We start from the raw sequence: 16033 nt of genomic DNA on the forward strand, positions 1-16033 counted from the left end.
TGGCGTACGACGGGAAGTCATGGGACGGCCGCCGGGCGGTGGTTCACAGGCGCTCTCCTTGGGGCGCTCGCCGGCCGGTCGCACGGCTGCCGCACGGCACAGCACGCGCACCGCACCGCACCGCACCGCACAGCACGCGCACCGCACCCGCACCCCCGTCCGTACTCACGCCCGGAGGACCACTCCCCCATGGCCGAACTCAACCGCCGCCGCTTCCTTCAACTGGCGGGCGGCACCGCCGCCTTCACGATGCTGTCCGACAGCATCGCCCGCGCCGCCGCCATCCCGGCGCAGGGCACCACGGGCACGATCCAGGACATCGAGCACATCGTCGTCCTGATGCAGGAGAATCGTTCCTTCGACCACTATTTCGGTGCGATGAAGGGCGTACGGGGCTTCGGCGACCCGCGCCCGGTCACGCTCCCCAGCGGCAAGCCGGTCTGGCACCAGTCCGACGGCAGGACCGAGACCCTGCCCTTCCGGCCGCCGAGCGACGACCTCGGCATGGAGTTCCTCCAGGGCCTCAACCACGACTGGGCGGGCGGCCAGCGGGCCTTCAACAAGGGCCGCTACGACCAGTGGGTGCCGGCCAAGACCAAGGCCACCATGGCCTACCTGACCCGCGAGGACATCCCCTTCCACTACGCGCTCGCCGACGCCTTCACGATCTGCGACGCGTACCACTGCTCGTTCATCGGCTCGACCGACCCCAACCGCTACTACATGTGGACCGGCCACACCGGCAACGACGGCACCGGCGGCGGCCCCGTCCTCAACAACGCCGAGGCGGGCTACGGCTGGACCACCTACCCCGAGCGCCTGGAGGCGGCCGGCATCTCCTGGAAGGTCTACCAGGACATAGGCGACGGCCTGGACGCCGCCGGCCACTGGGGCTGGATCAACGACGCCTACCGCGGCAACTACGGCGACAACTCGCTGCTGTACTTCAACACCTACCGCAACGCCCAGCCCGGCAACCCGCTCTACGACAAGGCGCGCACGGGCACGAACGCCAAGGCGGGCGAGGGCTTCTTCGACAAGCTCCGCGCCGACGTCCAGGCGGGCACCCTCCCCCAGATCTCCTGGATCGCGGCGCCCGAGGCTTTCACGGAGCACTCCAACTGGCCCTCGAACTACGGCGCCTGGTACATCGCGCAGGTCCTGGACGCGCTGACCTCGAACCCGGACGTGTGGGCCCGTACCGCCCTGTTCATCACGTACGACGAGAACGACGGCTTCTTCGACCACGTGGTCCCGCCGTACGTCCCGGCCTCCGCGGCGCAGGGCCTGTCGACCGTCCCCACCGCGCTGGACTACTTCCCCGGGAAGACGGGTTACGTGGCCGGCCCGTACGGGCTCGGCCCGCGCGTCCCCATGCTCGTCGTCTCGCCCTGGTCGAAGGGCGGCTACACCTGCTCGGAGACCTTCGACCACACGTCGATCATCCGCTTCATGGAGCGCCGCTTCGGCGTCCGCGAGCCGCAGATCTCCCCGTGGCGCCGGGCCGTGTGCGGCGACCTGACCTCCGCCTTCGACTTCACGCGTACGGACACCCAGGCCGCCCCGCTGCCCCCGACCGACGGCTACTACCCGCCGGACCGCGAACGCCACCCCGACTTCCTGGCCACGGCTCCGGCCGTCGGCACGATGCCCCGGCAGGAACGCGGCAGCAAGCCGACCCGCCCGCTGAAGTACGCGCCGCACGTCGACGGCGCGGCGGACGTGACGGCGGGCACCTACCGCCTCACCTTCAGCGGCGGCCCGGCGGCGGGCGCCCAGTTCTACGTGACCTCGGCGAACCGCACGGACGCGCCGTGGACGTACACGACCGACGCCGGCAAGTCCCTCTCGGACACCTGGAACACCAAGTACTCCAAGGGCCTCACCGACCTCACGGTCCACGGCCCCAACGGCTTCCTCCGCCGCTTCCGCTCCCCCGGCAAGACCCCCGTCCCCGAGGTCCGGGCCCGCCACGACGCCACCACCGGCAACCTGACCCTCACCTTCACCAACCCGGGCCCCGCCACGACCGTGACCCTCACCAACGCCTACGGGGGCACCCCGACCACCCTCTCCCTCCCCCAGGGCGCGACGGTCACCCACACCGTCCCCCTGACCGCCTCCGCCCGCTGGTACGACCTCACCCTCACCACCCCGTCCTCGCCGGACTACCTCCGCCGCCTCGCGGGCCACGTCGAAACGGGCACCCCGGGCGTGACGGACCCGGGCATCCTGACGTACTGAGCCGTACCGCCCCACCGACGGCCCGGCACCCGAGAGGCGCCGGGCCGTCCGCCTCACTCACCCAGCCACGTCTGCACCACCCACCGCGCCACACCACCGACGGCGAGCGAGACGAGGATCGATTTGAGTACGGACACTCATGTGCCCGTACCCGCCGCGCGGTTGGCTGGCCCCATGACCTCGAACGATCCCGACGCACGCGCCACCGGGGCCTGGATCGCCCCGCTCGTCTCCACTCTGGTGACCGTGCCCCTGGGCCTTCTGACGCTCTTCTTCGCCGGGCTGTCCCCGATGGCCTGCGACTCCTGCAACGGCGCCGAGGCGGACCGGTTCGACGCGAGTTTCGCCGTGGCGTTTCCGGTCGTCGTGACAGGGCTTCTGGTGGCCCTCGGCCTGCTGGTCACCGCCTGGGCCCTGCCCCGGCGGGTCCGGCACTCGGCGCGCCGGGTGGGTTTCGCACTCGCCGCGCCGGCGACGGTCGTCCTCGCGGGGATGGTCTTCGCCGGGCTCCTGGACACGCCGTGATCCCGTAGGGGACCGGCCGGACGTCAGGTCGCCGCCTGCTGGCCCACGTGGTGCCAGCGGGCCGTGCGGCCGCGGAGGATGTCCAGGAGGGAGCGGACGAAGATCGCCTGGATGAAGGCGTCGTAGAGAAGCTCCGGGATCAGCGGCAGGGCGAGCAGGCGGGCCGGGCCGCCGGCGCGCCACACCGTGAGCAGGCGTTCCACCAGGAAGAGGCCGCCGACCGCGAGCCACAGCGGATGCCAGCCCCATGTGTTCGTGACGGCGGTGATCAGCACCAGGAGCAGGTAGAGGAAGAAGGCGACGGTGCCGGCGCCGATGCCCGCCTGCTGGCCCCAGTAGCGCCAGGTGACCGAGGTGAGGCCGTAGTGGCGCAGGTTCTCCAGTGCGCCGCGCTGCCAGCGCAGTCGCTGGTGCCACAGGTCCTTCCAGCTCGGCATGATCTCCGTGACCACCCGGCACTCGGGCGGCGAGACGAGGTCCCAGCGCAGCGTTTTCAGCGCGAGGGTGAGTTCGTTGTCCTCGGTGAGGGCCAGAGTGTCGTAGACGTGACCCCGGGTGCCGGGCAGGAGGTCCCCCCGCGCGTCCGCGACCTCCCGCAGCGCCCGCGCCTTGATGACCGAGGCCGTACCCGTCAGGACCATCACCCTGCCGTCCCGGCGGGCTATCTCGCGCCCGTAGCGGGTGTACTCGTTGCGCTGGAACTGGCCCAGGACACCCGCGCCCGGCGCCCCGTAGAACACTCCGCCCACCGCACCGAGCCGGTCGGAGGCGGTCAGGAGACGCTCCGCCGTCGCGAGGAACTCCCTGTCGATCACCGAGTCGGCGTCCATGACCAGAACCGCGGCGTCGTCACCCGGTTCGGGGAGCAGACGGGCGAGCGCCTGGTTCAGCGCGCCGGCCTTGCGGGCCCGGTTGTGCCGGGTCTCCCACACCTCCGCGCCCGCGGCCTCGGCGACGGCGACCGTGTCGTCGGTGCTGTTGTCACTGATGACCACGACACGGTCGGGTACCCGGCGCTGGGCCCGCAGCGAGTCGAGCGTGGCGGTGATCCCCGCCGCCTCGTTGTGGGCGGGAATGAGCGCGATCAGTTCCACGAGCAGGTCCTTCCGGCAGTCGCGTGGAGGGGGACCACCACCGTGCGCGCCGCGGGGGTGTCCGCACGTCCGGCCACGGAAGACAACCGGAGCGGGGCATACCGCCGGGGGAGTACGCCGGTTTGTCATCCCGGAGCGGACGCGGCGCGGGCGGACCACGGGGCACGGTGGTCCCTGTCTCCCCCACGCAAAGAGAGAGGGTCATCGATGTACACAAGTGCTGCCGGGGTCTCGGGAGCCGGATTCACCGGTGCGCTCGCCACGAGCGGTCTCACCGCTCTGGCCTGGACGGTCGCCGCGTCGACGCTGCTGTTCGCCGGGCTGGCGCTGATGAAGATCCTGCCCCGGCGCCGCAGGGGAACCGGGCCGGCGTGAACGGTGCGGCCTGCCGCGGCCCGGTCACCCCTCGCGGCCGGGCCGCAGCAGGCCGCTCTCGTACGCGATGACGACGAGCTGGGCGCGGTCGCGGGCGGTGAGCTTGGTCATGACGCGGCTGACGTGCGTCTTCGCGGTCAGCGGCGACACGTGCAGCAGGGCGGCGATCTCGTCGTTGGAGTGGCCGCGGCCGACGAGGGCGAGGACCTCCCGCTCGCGGGGGCTGAGCGGGTCGAGCCCGACGGGTTCCGGCGGCACGGCCTCGTCCTGGGCGGCGGATTCACGGGGGACGAACTTCTCGACGAGGTGACGGGTGCGCTGCGGCAGCAGCAGGCTGTCTCCGGCGGCGACGGTCCGGATGGCCGAGAGCAGTTCCTCGGGCGCCGTGTCCTTCATCATGAAGCCGCTCGCGCCCGCCTTCAGGGCGGTGAGCACGTACTCGTCCTGCCCGAAGGTGGTCAGGACCACGACCTTGACCCCGGTGAGCGCCGGATCCGCGCAGATCTCCCGGGTGGCCTCCAGCCCGTCCATGCCGGGCATGCGGATGTCCATCAACACCACATCGGGCAGCAGCGCACGCGCCTGGTCCACGGCCTGGCCGCCGTCGGCCGCCTCGCCGGCGACGTCGAGGCCCGGCTCCGATTCGATCAGGGCCCGCAGACCGCCGCGGATCAGAGCCTGGTCGTCCGCCAGCAGCACCCGCACCGTCATGACGCCTCCGTGGGAATGCGCGCGGTCACCCGGAAGCCGGGCGACAACCGGTCCACATACAGGGTCCCGCCGGCCGCCTCGACCCGCTCGCGCATGCCCCGCAGGCCCAGGCCGCCGCCTCCGCCGGGACCACCGCCACCCCGGCCGTCGTCCTCCACGGCCACCCGTAGCTCGTGGTCCAGGAAGTCCATGGAGACCAGCACGCCGGTGCCGGCCCCGGAGTGCTTGAGCGCGTTGGTCAGGGTCTCCTGCACCAGGCGGTACACGGTCGTCCCCACGACCGCCGGCAGGGGTCTGACCTCGCCGTGCCGGACGTGCTCGATGGTGAGCCCGGCGGCCCGCGCCCGGTCGATCAGGTCCGGGACCTCACCGAGCCCCGGCACCGGGCCGCGCGGCGGCTCTTCGTGCTCGGCGGCTCGGAGCAGCCCGAGCGTGGTGCGGATCTCCTCGAGAGCCGTGCCGCTGGTGGTGCGGATCAGCTCCAGGGACTTCTGGGCGGTGGCCGGGTCCTTGTGCACCAGGTGGGCGGCGACCCCGGCCTGCACGTTGATCACCGCGATGCTGTGGCCGATCACGTCATGGAGCTCTTGGGCGATCCGCAGGCGTTCCTCGTCGACCCGGCGTCGCGCCTCGGCCTCGCGCGACTGCTCGGCCTTACGGGTCCTCTCCTCCGCCATCTCCCGGAACCTGCGCTGGCTCTGTACCGCCACACCGATCGCCGCGGCGGCGACGAACCAGCCCAGTTGGGTGCCGTTGCGCAGGGTGAAGCCGGGGATGTGCCGCACCATCTGTACCTGGGTGAACACCGCCGCCACCGCCACCAGCGTGCACGCGGCCGTGACCCGGAGGGACCGGCGCGCACCGACCGCGTACAGGGCGACCAGCAGGGGTGCGCCGGCCGGGAACACCAGCTTGGTGACGTACAGGGAGGCGAGCGTGCCGACCGTCGCGACCACGAAGACGATCACGGGGAACCGGCGGCAGAGGGGCAGCGCCCCGCAGCCGACGGCCGCCGCGACGACCGCCGGCCAGGTCGGCCCCTCGCCTTCGGTCACCCCGGGGAGGAAGGCCACGAGTGCGAACAGGCCGGCCGCGGCCGGCCATGCCCTCAAGGCGCGCGCCATGTCCCGACCCTAGAAGAGCGGGGTGACCCCAGCCACCGCAGAAGACCCGGGCCCCTCGATCCGGCTCTGCCGGAGGCTGTCAGGCGTCGGCCGCACCACGCAGGACACGATCAGTCGGGCGGGTGGGTGTTCAGGTGTCCGCCGGCGTCCCGGGGCGGGCCGCCGTGACGACGTAGTAGTCGAGGATCCGTTGCTCGTAGGCGCGCAGAAAGTTCCGCGGCCAGGTCCCGGGCGCCCACCACCGGCTGAGCCACCGGTCCCACCCCGGCCAGACATGCGGCCCGATCGACTCGACCCGCACATGGGCGAACCCGGCCTCCGTGAGCGCGTCAGCGAATGCCCGGACCGGCCGGGCGATGTCCAGGCCGCCGGCGTACGTGTCCAGCAGTTGCGCGAGTTCCTCGGGCCGGCCGGGCGCGTCGTCCACGGTGAAGAAGCTGGTGACGGCCGCCCGGCCACCCGGCCGCAGCACCCTCCACGTCTCCGTTGCGAAGGCGCCGAGATCGGGGAAGTGCTGGGCGGCCTCCACGCTGATGACGGCGTCGAACCCGCCGTCCTCCAACGGCATGCTCTCCGCGGCGCCCTGGACGAACCGCAGCCGTGCCGGCTCCTCCCGGAGCAGATCGGCATGCGCGCCGCGCGCCCGCCGCACCTGCTCCGGATGGATGTCCATGCCGGTGACCGTGGTGCAGCCGTACTCCCGCAGCGCCACCACGCAACCCATGCCGAGGCCGCAGCCCACTTCCAGAACGTCCGCCCCCCGCGGCAGTCCGGCGGCGTTCAGGACGTGACGGTAGAGATCCTCCTGGCTGCGGATCCGCTCCACCTCGGTGAGCGGCAGGCCCAGGTCCACCGCCTGCCAGTACCCGAAGTTGATGAATCCCCCGGCGAAGATCTGATGGCCGCTCAGATCGGCCGGGCCGTACGTCTCCCGCACCGCGGGTCGCATGGCGGGGCGAGCCCGCTGAGCACCGCCTGACACCGTGCCGCACCTCCTGAAAGCGCCCCGCCGCGCAGCCGTCCGCGTGCCGGTGGACGCGTGGTCACCACCTGGGCAACGAGGGCCCGGCGCGGCAGGTCACTGCCACCGCCGCCTCCGTACGGTCCGGGCACACCGATCCTCGGAAGCGCTCCCAAACCCCTTTTTCAGCTTGGCCGTTGATCGAAGAAGCCGTGATCTTGCCCGTTGACCCGGCCCTTCTTCTTCCCTTCGACGGATTGACGTCCACGGGGTTGTCAGAGGAATCGAGGACTCCTACAGTCGCAGGCGTATCCCTGATTGGGAGCGCTCCCATGCTCTTTTGGGAGCGCTCCCGAAGCCCCGCGAACGCTCCGCCGTCGGCGCGCCCTGTCCTCCCGCGGGTCGACGAGGCCGGCGGCTGCCGAGGAGAAGACACAGCCCCACCCATCACAGGAGACATCATGGATCGAAGCACGAGACGACCACTGTCCATACTGGCGGTGCTGGCCACCCTGCTCGGCGGGCTCGGGCTCGTTCTGATCGGCCAGAACAACGCGCAGGCGCACGGTGTGACGATGACGCCCGGCTCGCGGACCTACCTCTGCTGGCTGGACGCCAAGACCGGCACCGGCGCCCTGGACCCGACGAACCCCGCGTGCAAGGCGGCGCTCGCGGAGAGCGGCTCGACCGCGCTGTACAACTGGTTCGCCGTGCTGGACTCCAACGCCGGCGGACGCGGCCCGGGGTACGTCCCGGACGGCAAGCTGTGCAGTGCCGGTGACCGCTCCCCGTACAACTTCACCGGCTACAACGCGGCCCGCGCGGACTGGCCCAGGACGCACCTGACCTCCGGGGCGACGATCCGGATCAAGCACAGCAACTGGGCGGCGCACCCGGGCTCCTTCCGGGTGTACGTCTCCAAGCCCGGCTACTCGCCCACCTCCCCGCTGGGCTGGGGCGACCTGGAGCTGATCCAGACGGTCACCGACCCGCCGCAGTCGGGTTCGGTGGGCTCGGAGGGCGGTCACTACTACTGGGACCTGAAGCTGCCCTCGGGCCGCTCGGGTGACGCGATGATGTTCATCCAGTGGGTGCGTTCGGACAGCCAGGAGAACTTCTTCTCCTGCTCCGACATCGTCTTCGACGGCGGCAACGGCGAGGTGACCGGTATCCGCGGCTCGGGGAGCACCCCCACGCCGACCCCGACCCCGACCCCCACGCCGACTCCGACGCCGACCCCGACGCCGACCCCGACGCCGACCCCGACGCCCACTCCCACGCCGACCCCGGGCGACCCGCACACCGGGTGCATGGCCCTCTACAGGATCACGAACTACTGGAACGGCGGCTTCCAGGGTTCCGTCGAGGTGATGAACCACAACACCACGGCACGTGACGGATGGGCCGTGCGCTGGCAGCCGGGCGCCGGTACCAGGATCAACCAGGTCTGGAACGGCACCCTCAGCACCGGATCCGACGGCACGGTCACGGTCAGGAACGTCGACCACAACCGCGTGATCCCGCCGGACGGCACCGTGACCTTCGGCTTCACCGCCACCTCGACCGGAAACAACCTGCCGGTCGGCTCGGTCACCTGCGTCAACCCGTAACACCGCGGCGACGACGGCGCCGGCCTTCGCCGCCTCCGCGGCCGTCACGCGACGCCCGGTCCGCGAACGCGGGCACCTCCCAGCCGTCGTCCCGCCCTCCCCCCCCCTCTCCCCCTCTCCCTCCCCACCCTCCACAAGGCGACATCCCCTCACAGAAAGAAGGAGCTCATGGATCGTCACTTACGTGCCCACACGACGCCGCGTCGGCTGACGCTCGTCCTCGGCACACTCGTCGCGGTGCTGCTCAGCCTCATCCCCTGGAGCGGGACCGCCGTGGCCCACGGATCGGTCGTGGATCCGGGCTCGCGCAACTACGGCTGCTGGCTGCGCTGGGGCAGCGACTTCCAGAACCCGGCCATGGCCCAGCAGGACCCCATGTGCTGGCAGGCGTGGCGGGCCGACCCCAATGCCATGTGGAACTGGAACGGCCTCTACCGCAACGGTTCCGGCGGCAACTTCCAGGCGGTCGTCCCGGACGGGCAGCTCTGCAGCGGCGGCCGGACCGAAGGCGGTCGCTACAACGCGATGGACGCCGTGGGGCCCTGGAAGACCACGAACGTGGGCGGCAACTTCACCGTCAAGCTGTACGACCAGGCCAGTCACGGCGCGGACTACTTCCTGGTCTACGTCTCCCGGCAGGGCTACGACCCCACCACGCAGCCGCTGCGCTGGAGCGACCTCCAGCTCGTGGCCCGCACCGGGAAGTACCCGCCCAGCCAGAACTACTCGATCCCCGTGAGTACGTCCGGTTACAGCGGTCGTCACGTCGTCTACACGATCTGGCAGGCATCGCACATGGACCAGACGTATTTCCTGTGCAGCGATGTGAACTTCGGCTGATCGCGCCACCGCGTCACGGCGCAGCCGCCGGTTCCGGCAGTGGGCAGGCCGTCGGGTGACCCCGGCGGCCTGTCCGCTGCGCGGGCCCGGAAGACGGACCCGGCCCGCCGAGACGCCACCCGTGCACGTGCCACCGCCGTGCACGCGCCACCGCCGTGCACGTGTCCCCTTTTCTGGAGCCGACATGCTACGACGCCGTTGGACCGGGCAGCTCCTGCCGGCCGCCGCCCTCCTGCTGACCTCCCTCACTCTGTTGCCCGCCGCCGCGACCCCGTCCTTCGCGGCGCCCGCCCCTACGACGGCGGAAGCCGCGCCGCCCCGGACGGAAGCGGCGCAGGGCACGTCACCCGTCCCCCTGCCGTCGCTCCGTGCGACCACCACCCAGGTCGCCTCCGGGTTGAGACGGCCCACCGCCCTCGCCGCCCCCGACGACGGCACGGGCCGGCTGTTCGTCACGGAGAAGCCCGGCACCGTCCGCGTCTACCACCCGGACACCGGCCTGGCCCGGACCCCGCTCGTCGACATCTCCTCCGCCGTGGACGAGTCGGGCAACGAGCGCGGCCTGCTCGGCATCGCGCTCCCGCCCGACTTCGCCGACAGCCAGGACCTGTACCTGTCGTACACGGCCCTGCCCGACGGCGCGGTCACGCTCGCCCGCTACCGGCTCGACGAGTCCCGCCTGGAGGTCCTGCTCTCCCAGGAGCACGCCGAGTACAGCAATCACAACGGCGGCCAGCTCGCGTTCGGCCCCGACGGCACGCTGTACTGGAGCATCGGCGACGGCGGCGGCTCCGCGGACCCCCTGCGTGCCGGCCAGCGGCTGGACACCCTGCTGGGCAAGATCGTGCGCGTCGACGTGAGCCGCGGCTGCGGCTCACTCGCCTACTGCGTCCCCGGTGACAACCCCTTCGTGAACACCCCCGGCGCGCGCCCCGAGATCTGGCTGTACGGGCTGCGCAACCCGTGGCGGTTCTCCTTCGACCGCGCCGACGGCTCGATGTGGATCGGCGACGTCGGACAGGGCCGGTGGGAGGAGATCGACCACCTCGCCCCGGGCCAGGGCGGGGCGAACCTCGGCTGGTCCTGCTACGAGGGGCTGGAGAAGTTCGCCGGCGGCCACTGCGAGCCGGGTGCGACGTACACCCGACCGGTCTTCACCTACTCCCCGTACACCGGCGGCTGCTCGGTCATCGGCGGCCATGTCTACCGGGGCCAGAAGTACAGCGGCCTGGTCGGCGGCACGTACATCGCCACCGATTACTGCTCGTCCACGGTCTGGGCGCTGCGCCCCGACGGCACGGGCGGCTACGAGCAGGCCGAGATCGGCGAGATGCCCACCCAGGTGACGTCGATCGGCACGACCGCCGAGGGCGAGTTCTACGTGGTGAACGACCTGCCCGGCGGCCTGCACCGCGTGTCGTTCACGCGCGAGGAACCCACCTGCCGGGTCGACCGCACCGTGAAGGCGTGGGGCACGGGCATGACGGTCGACCTCACCGTCACCAACACCGGCAGCACCCCGGTGAACGGCTGGACGCTCGAGTTCCCTCTGGCTCTCGGGCAGACCGTCGCCTCCGACTGGAACACCGAGCTGACCCAGGGGAGCAACACGATCACGGCGACGAACACCTCGTACAACGCCACGATCGCTCCGGGCGCGAGCATCACCCTCGGATACCTCGCCCACCACACGGGCGACGCGTCGTCACCCGTGCGGTTCACGCTCAACGGAGACGCCTGCGCCGTCGGCCGCTGAACCGTCGGCACGTTCATCGGTGACCGGAAGCGCTCGACGGCCGACGCCGTCGGGCGCTTCGTTCGTCGACGGCGACAGCGAGGCCGGCGACGACCAGCACCACGTTCTTGATGATGTACTGCCCCTCGAGGGTGGGTGCGGGTACGGCGCCGTGCCACATCTCGTCGGCCAGGAGAGAAGCGCCGAGAACACCCCTGCCATGTGCGCGAAGAACGCGGCCAGGGTCAGCCGCAGCCACACTCCGGTGATCAGCCCGACGCCGATCGCGGTCTCCAGAAGCGCCAGCAGCGGATACGACACGCGCGCCGGCACGAGGCCGAAGGTCAGAACGTCCATGGTCCTGGTGGCGACGCTTTCGGCGGGACTGAGCCCGGGAAAGAACTTCATCACGCCGAACCAGACGAACACCATGCCTACGGAGACTCTGAGGGCCGTTGTGCTGTGCGGGCGGTAGTGGTCCCGCAGCACGGCCAGTGCTTGCCGTGCACCGCGGAGCCCGCGGCGGCCGCCACCGGGCGGCGCGGCGGGGACCGGCCGGCCGGTGGTGGCATCGGGGTGGGGCGAGGAATTCCTGACGGGCCGTTTTCCGGTGGGGCTGGTCATGGGGCATCTCCTGTCGAGGGGGCTTCGCCCTCTCCCGGCACGGCACGGCACTGCACCGCACTGCACCGCACCGGGAGGCGGACGCCGCACGGGGCCCCGGCTGAGCCGGAGCCCCGTCGACCGCGGAGGCGATCAGCTCGTGGGGAAGGAGTCGGGAGTGCTGATCCGGCTCTTCATCAGTGCCCCGGACTCGCTCAGCACGCCACTGCTGCTGTAGTCCGTGCCGTTGCAGGTGCCGGGCTTGAAGGACCCGCTGCCCTCATTGGCGTCGGAGTAGGTCCAGTTCGCGTAGCCGATCTTCAGCCGGTCGAGGAGGTCCAGCCAGGCCGTGGTGCTCTCCCGGTCCACCGCTCCACCGCCGGTGTAGGTCACCGTGCCGAACTCGGTGACGAACAGCGGCAGCACCGAGGCCGCCCGGCTCACCGTGGCGCGGTAGTTGTCCTTGTGGCTGGCGGCGTAGAAGTGGAACGCGTACATGATGTTGGTCGCGTTGACCGGGTTGTCGACGATCTCGGTCTCGTCGGAGCCGTCGGAGACTCCCAGCGAGGACCAGCCGCGGGTGCCGACGATGACGACGGCGTCCGGGTCGGCGGCCCGGATCACCGGGATGACCTGCTCGGCGTAGCTCTTGATGGCCGCCCAGGTCACACCGTTGGGCTCGTTGGCGATCTCGTAGATCACGTTCTTCTTGGCGGCGTTGCGGGTGGCGACGGCCTTGAAGAACGTCTTCGCGCGTTCGAGGTTGTAGTTCGGGTCACCCGGCGTCAGGGTGTGGAAGTCGATCATGGCGTACATGCCGCGCGCCTCGGCCATGTCGACGAGGCTGTTCACCCGGCTGGTGAACCTGGCCGGGTCGGTCTCGTAGCCGCCCTCCTGCACGTACATGGCGATGCGCAGCAGGTCCGACTTCCAGTCCTTCGCCAGCGCGTCCACGGATGCGTTGGTGTAGCACTTGTCGAACCACTGGAGGCCGTGCGTGCTCATGCCGCGGAGCTGGATGGGCCGGTTGTACTGATTGCACAGGTACACGCCGCAGACGTGGAGCTGTCCGTTCACGCTCACGGGAGTGCCGCTGCCACCGGGATCCGTCGGCGTGGGCGTGGGGGTGGGCGTCGGCGTGGGGGTGGGCGTGGGTGTCGGCTCACCGGTGGAGCCCGTGCAGGTGACGCCGTTCAGGGTGAAGGCGGTGGGCTTGGGGTTGGCGCCCGTGAAGGAGCCCACGAAGCCCATGTCGGCCGTGGCGCCGGTGGCCAGTGTGTGATTCCAGTCGGCGCTGGTGACGGTGACCGCGGACCCGGTCTGCGACCAGGTGCCGCTCCAGCCCTGGACGACCTTCTGGCCGGCGTCCGGCATCGTGAACTTGAGCGTCCACCCGGAGACGGGGTCACCCAGGTTGGTGACCTTCACCCCGGCTTGGAAACCGCCCTGCCATTGGTTGGTGACCGTGTAGTCGACCCGGCAGCCGGCCGCGGCGCTCGCCGCCGAACCGAAGAGGGCCATGAGCCCGAGCGTTGTCGCGCAGGCGGCCAGTAAAGCCATGAAGCGTCTCAAAGCGACTCCTTCTGATGCGGTGCCAAGTGGGTCATCTGAGGCGAACCGATGATGGGAGCGCTCCCATTTCATGCCGAGCGGATCCATCGGGCCGAGACGGTACACCGCCCCTCCGGACGCGTACAGGGATCCGACAGGCCGAACAGTTACCCGCGCGCACCCTCTTGTCAGGAACATGGAAGCCTCCTACAGTCCCCTTCGAATCGCTTATGGGAGCGCTCCCATCCGGGGGGTGGGAGCGCTCCCGGAACGCCGCACCGTCGCGCCACCCGGTCGGCGGGTCACCGACACCGCCGGCCTCCTGCTCCGGGGCCCGCTCTCCCCATCCCGCGCCGACAGAGCGGGCCCCGGACCCCACCTCGAAGGACCCGTCCTCGGAAGGCTTTCCGCATGAGCCGCTCGCCGTCCCCCCGCCGCCCGGCGGTCGTCGCCGCGCTGTGCGCCGTGGCGCTGTCCCTGACCGGGCTGACCGCCACCTCGTCCGCCGCACCTTCAGCCGCCGAACCCTCAGCCGCCGAACGTTCAGCCGCGGTTCTGCCCTACCAGGACCCGTCCCTGGCCGTGTCGGACCGCGTCACCGACCTGCTGTCCCGCATGACACTGGACGACAAGATCGGCCAGATGACGCAGATCGAGAAGGACGCGCTCGTCCCGCAGTCCGACCTCGCCGCGTACCGCATCGGTTCGGTTCTCTCCGGGGGCGACTCCACGGTCAGCCCCAACAACGCCCAGACCTGGGCGGACACGTACGACTCCCTCCAGCGCACCGCCCTGGGGACCCCGCTGGGCATCCCGATGATCTACGGCATCGACGCCGTCCACGGGCACAACGCGGTGCGCGGCGCCACGATCTATCCGCACAACATCGGCCTCGGCGCGACCCGCGACCCCGCGCTGGTCCAGCGCGTCGGCCGCGCCGTGGCCGAGGAGATGGCCGGCACCGGCATCGACTGGGACTTCGCCCCCTGCCTGTGCGTGGCCCGCAACGACCGGTGGGGCCGGACCTACGAGTCGTTCGGCGAGAAGCCCGAACTGCCCACCTCCATGGCCACGTTCGTGACCGGCCTGCAGGGGCAGACCCTGGGTGCGGACCCGGCCTCGGTGCTCGCGACCGCCAAGCACTACCTGGGCGACGGCGGCACCACCGGCGGCGTCGACCAGGGCGACACGCAGGTGTCCGAGGCCGAGCTGCGAGCCGTCCACCTGCCGCCGTTCCGGGAGGCGGTGCGCCGGGGAGTCGGCTCGGTGATGCTCTCCTACAGCACCTGGAACGGTGTGCGGTCCCACGCCCACAAGTACCTGGTCACCGATGTGCTCAAGGGCGAGCTGGGCTTCGGCGGCTTCGTCGTCTCCGACTGGGCGGCGGTCGACCAGCTCGACGGCCAGAGCGGCTTCACCGCCGCCGAGATCACCACGGCCGTCAACGCGGGCGTCGACATGGTGATGGTGCCGCACGACTACAAGAAGTTCCTGAGCCTGCTGCGCGCCGAGGCGAGCGCCGGCCGGATCTCCCCGGCCCGCATCGACGACGCCAACCGGCGCATCCTGACCAAGAAGTTCCAACTGGGGCTGTTCGAAAGGCCGTTGACCGATCGCACGTTCACCTCGGGGGTCGGTTCGGCCGAGCACCGCGCCCTGGCCCGGCAGGCCGTCCGCGCCTCGCAGGTGCTGCTGAAGAACGACGGCGTCCTGCCGCTGGCGAAGAACGCGAAGCTGTTCGTGGCCGGCAAGTCCGCCGACGACATCGGCAACCAGAGCGGCGGCTGGACGCTGAGCTGGCAGGGCCGCAGCGGCGCCGTCACCCCCGGCACGACGATCCTCCAGGGCATCCGGTCGGCGGTCACCGACCCCTCCCGCGTCACCTACGACCGCTACGGCAACGGAATCGACGGCAGCTACACCGCCGCCGTGGCGGTCGTCGGCGAGACCCCGTACGCCGAGGGACGGGGCGACCGCCCCGGGAGCATGGGGCTGGACCAGGAGGACGTGCAGACGCTCGCCCGGCTCAAGGCCGCCGGCGTACCCGTCGTCGTGGTCCTGGTCTCCGGGCGTCCGCTCGACATCAGCGCCCAGTTGCCCGACTGGAAGGCGCTCCTGGCCGCCTGGCTGCCGGGCACCGAGGGCAACGGGGTGTCGGACGTGCTGTTCGGAGACCACCCGCCGACCGGCAAGCTGCCGGTGACCTGGATGAACAGCGCCTCTCAGCAGCCCATCAACGACGGTGACGGCAAGACCCCGCTCTTTCCGTACGGCTACGGCCTGTCCTACGGCACGACGCCGACGCCGGAGCCCACCCCGACCCCCACACCCCCCGCGTCCAAGGCGTGCAGTGCCCAGTTCCGGGTGGCCTCCTCCTGGTCGGGCGGCTACCAGGCGGAGGTCACCGTGAAGAACACCGGGACCGCCTCCCTGACCGGCTGGGCGGCCGAGTGGGACCTGGGCGGCTCGACCGTCACGAACCTCTGGAACGGCTCGCTCACGGTGACGTCGGGCCGGGCCACCGTCCGCAACACCACCCACAACGGCGCGCTGTCACCGGGCGGCACCGCATCGTTCGGCTTCACCGCGAACGGCGTCGCGGGCACGCCCGCCCCGCAGTGCACCGGCTCCTGACCGTACGACCGGCACCACCCGCACCG

At 71.2% G+C, this 16033-nt stretch carries 13 protein-coding genes; 7 read left to right on the forward strand and 6 right to left on the reverse strand.

Annotated features, from left to right (window positions below; translation table 11 throughout):
- Positions 1 to 189 precede the first annotated feature (189 nt).
- Together ABZ135_RS09165 and ABZ135_RS09170 are read left to right on the forward strand one after the other, a co-directional pair.
- Positions 190 to 2244, forward strand: a complete 2055-nt coding sequence (locus tag ABZ135_RS09165; protein WP_356693405.1) for a phosphocholine-specific phospholipase C — start codon at positions 190 to 192, stop codon at positions 2242 to 2244.
- Positions 2245 to 2418: 174 nt separating this feature from the next.
- Positions 2419 to 2769 carry a hypothetical protein gene (locus ABZ135_RS09170; RefSeq protein WP_356693407.1) on the forward strand — a complete coding sequence of 117 codons (351 nt, stop codon included), beginning with the start codon at positions 2419 to 2421 and terminating at the stop codon, positions 2767 to 2769.
- A 23-nt stretch (positions 2770 to 2792) separates the two neighbouring features.
- On the opposite strand, the gene ABZ135_RS09175 is transcribed toward ABZ135_RS09170, so the two are convergent.
- The gene (locus ABZ135_RS09175) at positions 2793 to 3863 is read right to left on the reverse strand and encodes a glycosyltransferase family 2 protein (RefSeq protein WP_356693409.1); all 1071 of its coding nucleotides are present in this window, start codon (positions 3861 to 3863) and stop codon (positions 2793 to 2795) included.
- Between the two features lie 207 nt (positions 3864 to 4070).
- Between ABZ135_RS09175 and ABZ135_RS09180 the strand changes: the two genes are divergently transcribed.
- Positions 4071 to 4238: a hypothetical protein gene (locus ABZ135_RS09180; RefSeq protein ID WP_356693411.1), complete on the forward strand. Its 168-nt coding sequence runs from the start codon at positions 4071 to 4073 to the stop codon at positions 4236 to 4238.
- Positions 4239 to 4262: 24 nt separating this feature from the next.
- On the opposite strand, the gene ABZ135_RS09185 is transcribed toward ABZ135_RS09180, so the two are convergent.
- The 3 genes from ABZ135_RS09185 to ABZ135_RS09195 form a co-directional block, all read right to left on the reverse strand.
- Positions 4263 to 4949: a response regulator transcription factor gene (locus ABZ135_RS09185; RefSeq protein WP_356693413.1), complete on the reverse strand. Its 687-nt coding sequence runs from the start codon at positions 4947 to 4949 to the stop codon at positions 4263 to 4265.
- Positions 4946 to 6073 (reverse strand): histidine kinase, encoded by a 1128-nt coding sequence (locus tag ABZ135_RS09190; protein WP_356693415.1) that lies wholly within the window; start codon positions 6071 to 6073, stop codon positions 4946 to 4948. Before ABZ135_RS09190 ends, ABZ135_RS09185 begins: the two co-directional genes overlap by 4 nt.
- A 130-nt stretch (positions 6074 to 6203) precedes the next feature.
- Positions 6204 to 7022, reverse strand: coding sequence for a methyltransferase domain-containing protein (locus ABZ135_RS09195; protein ID WP_356693417.1), 819 nt, complete (start codon positions 7020 to 7022; stop codon positions 6204 to 6206).
- Positions 7023 to 7495: 473 nt separating this feature from the next.
- On the opposite strand from ABZ135_RS09195, the gene ABZ135_RS09200 reads away from it, so the two are divergent.
- From ABZ135_RS09200 to ABZ135_RS09210, 3 genes are all read left to right on the forward strand, one after another.
- Positions 7496 to 8644, forward strand: coding sequence for a lytic polysaccharide monooxygenase (locus tag ABZ135_RS09200; RefSeq protein WP_356693419.1), 1149 nt, complete (start codon positions 7496 to 7498; stop codon positions 8642 to 8644).
- Between the two features lie 168 nt (positions 8645 to 8812).
- Entirely contained in the window at positions 8813 to 9484 is a 672-nt protein-coding gene (locus ABZ135_RS09205) for a lytic polysaccharide monooxygenase (protein WP_356693421.1), read from the forward strand.
- A gap of 184 nt (positions 9485 to 9668) precedes the next feature.
- Entirely contained in the window at positions 9669 to 11240 is a 1572-nt protein-coding gene (locus ABZ135_RS09210) for a PQQ-dependent sugar dehydrogenase (protein WP_356693423.1), read from the forward strand.
- Here the strand turns inward: ABZ135_RS09210 and ABZ135_RS09215 are convergent.
- Positions 11190 to 11843 (reverse strand): DoxX family protein, encoded by a 654-nt coding sequence (locus tag ABZ135_RS09215; protein ID WP_356693425.1) that lies wholly within the window; start codon positions 11841 to 11843, stop codon positions 11190 to 11192. The two genes, ABZ135_RS09210 and ABZ135_RS09215, sit on opposite strands and share 51 nt — an antisense overlap.
- A 132-nt stretch (positions 11844 to 11975) precedes the next feature.
- Positions 11976 to 13394, reverse strand: a complete 1419-nt coding sequence (locus ABZ135_RS09220) for a cellulase family glycosylhydrolase (protein ID WP_356693427.1) — start codon at positions 13392 to 13394, stop codon at positions 11976 to 11978.
- Positions 13395 to 13784: 390 nt separating this feature from the next.
- Between ABZ135_RS09220 and ABZ135_RS09225 the strand changes: the two genes are divergently transcribed.
- The gene (locus tag ABZ135_RS09225; RefSeq protein WP_356693429.1) at positions 13785 to 16007 is read left to right on the forward strand and encodes a glycoside hydrolase family 3 N-terminal domain-containing protein; all 2223 of its coding nucleotides are present in this window, start codon (positions 13785 to 13787) and stop codon (positions 16005 to 16007) included.
- Positions 16008 to 16033: the final 26 nt, after the last annotated feature.

Origin of the sequence: Streptomyces sp. NPDC006339 (genome assembly GCF_040612775.1) — a bacterium.
GTDB lineage: Bacteria > Actinomycetota > Actinomycetes > Streptomycetales > Streptomycetaceae > Streptomyces.